General features: G+C 63.5%; 2 protein-coding genes. Both read right to left on the minus strand.

The genetic code is table 11. The annotated features are described in order from the left end of the window. Positions 1–353: 353 nt before the first annotated feature. The gene (locus MOV75_RS35420) at positions 354–1,121 is read right to left on the minus strand and encodes a DsbA family protein (protein WP_246931620.1); all 768 of its coding nucleotides are present in this window, start codon (positions 1,119–1,121) and stop codon (positions 354–356) included. Positions 1,122–1,251: 130 nt separating this feature from the next. Further along, positions 1,252–2,187: M48 family metalloprotease (locus MOV75_RS35425; protein WP_247007667.1), on the minus strand; the 936-nt coding region annotated here is incomplete at its 5' end.

Consider the following 2,187-nt stretch of genomic DNA (forward strand, 5'->3'; position numbering starts at 1 on the left):
CGCCGCCGGAGGGCTGGGAGTGCTGCGTCTGCGCGCCGCCAGCGCCACCGCCGCTGTCGCGGCCCATGGTGCCCTGTGCGTTCGCCAGACCGGTGCCTGCGACGAGTGCGACTGCGGCAACCGAGATCATAAAGCGGTTCAACATCGAATTCTCCTCACGTGTTTATTGCGTCATTGCCCGCGCCGACAACGAAAGGAGATTTCAGTTGTTCCGGAACTTCGCCTGTTCCGCGGCATTTGTTTGTTGAATGCCAGATGAATGACTTTGCACGAAGACGCCAACGTTCCGTGTAAGAAGAAAGGCCGGCTTTTCAACCGGCCCTTTTTCGTGTTTTCAGCATTATGAAACGTGATCAGCAAGTTGCCTTGCCGCAGCGGGCGATGCCGATCTTTTCCCTGAGGCCTTCGACGCCGACGGCGCCGATCACGATCTGCTTGCCGATGACGTAGCTCGGCGTGCCGTTCATGCCCATCGCTTCGGCGAGCTTGAAGTTCTCCTCGATGGTGGCGCGCACCTCGGGGCTGGCGATGTCCTTCTCGATCTTCGCGGTGTCGAGGCCGGCTTCCTTGGCTGCTTGAAGCGCGCGTGCCTTGTCGGCGGCACCGCGGCCGGTGAGCAGCTTCTGGTGGAAGTCGAGATATTTCTTGCCGGAGGGATCCTGCATGCGTACGGCGACCGCGACCTGGGCCGCTTCCACCGAGCCCTGGCTCAGCACCGGAAACTCCTTCAGCACGACCTTCAGCTTTGGATCGCTCTTCATGAGCGTAAGCATGTCGTCCATCGCGCGCTTGCAGTAGCCGCAATTGTAGTCGAAGAACTCGACGAAGGTGACGTCGCCGTCCTTGTTGCCGAGCACGACCTGTCGCGGCGAGTTGAAGATCGCGTCCGCATTCTGCGCGACGCTGGCTTCGTGCTTCTGGGTCTCGGCTGCGGCCTGACGCTTGCTGAGCTCGGCCATGGCCTCCTCGAGCACCTCGGGATGGCTGACGAGATAGTTCTTGATGATGGCCTCGATGTCGGTGCGCTGGCTGTCGGAGAAACTGTCGGCCGACGCGGGCGCGGCTGCGCCGAACAGGGCGAGCGCAAACAACGCGGGAGCAAGCAGGCGCAGCGAAAGCATAGGCAAATCCTCTTATTCAAAGCAGGTTTCGAGAAACGTCCCGGCGGACTCAGAGCTCGGCGTCGTGACGTCGCGGTGTCGGGCGTCGTTTTAGGCATTTCATAGCGTGGCGGCTTGGCCGCCACGATGTTCAATTGCGCGGCGGCTTCGCCGCCACGATGTCGTCGGCCTTGACCCATCCGGGCGTGCCGACGGCGAAACGGGTTTTCGCGCGCGTGGCTAGCTCGCGGGCGGTCTTGTTGTCGCCGCGCAGATAAGCGGCCTGCGCCGAGGCGAGATCTGCCTCGGCATATTCGCCCTTCCGGCCATAGGCCATCGCGAGCTGGGTATAGCCGAGCGCCGCCTCGGGCTCTCGCGCCACCGCGGCGCGGAGAATCCGAACAGCGTCGTCGGTGTAGGCCTTATTATCGGTTCCAACCAGAGCCTGCCCAAGTAACATCTCGATGAGGGGCGAATTGTTCGAGAGCTGCGCTGCCTTGCGCAGGGCCGGGATCGCCTCGGCCGGCTTGCCGCTTTCCAGCAGCGCCTGGCCGCGCACCTCGTAGAAGTACGGGTTGTTTGGCTGGACCTGGATCAGCGCGTCGATCTGGGTGAGCGCGCTTCGCAGGTCCCCGTGCAGATAGGTGCTGATGGCACGGGCATAGCGCGCCGGCATGCTGTCGTTGGTTTGGGGATAGCGGCGGTACACCGTTTCCGGCCGCTCCATGAAGGCGGAGATCTTGGCTCGCACCATGTCGTGGCGGAGCTGGAGCGCGGGATCGTCCTTCTTGTTCCAGAAGGGGCTCGAGCTTGCGAATTCCTGGAGCGCTGCGACGCGCTCGGCCGGCATCGGATGCGACTGGAGATAGGGATCGGCGCCGCGCGCAGCGAACAAGCTCTCGCCTGTGAAGCGTTTGAAGGTCTCGTACATGCCCTTCGGCGATTGCTGGGTCGCGGTCAGGAATTTTACGCCGGCGCGGTCGGCGTTCTCCTCCTGCTGGCGCTGGTAGGACAGCAGTGTGCGGCGGATCACCTCCTGCGGCGCGGCGATCGCGGCGGCGCCGGCATTGGCGAGGCCGTTGTTGCC

The sequence above is a fragment of the Bradyrhizobium sp. PRIMUS42 genome (genome assembly GCF_023006515.1).
Lineage (GTDB): Bacteria > Pseudomonadota > Alphaproteobacteria > Rhizobiales > Xanthobacteraceae > Bradyrhizobium.

What these genes read in the sequence shown, in the direction of transcription:
- MOV75_RS35420 (WP_246931620.1), bottom strand. Translation starts at nt 1,121, where the DNA reads ATGCTTTCGCTGCGCCTGCTTGCTCCCGCGTTGTTTGCGCTCGCCCTG.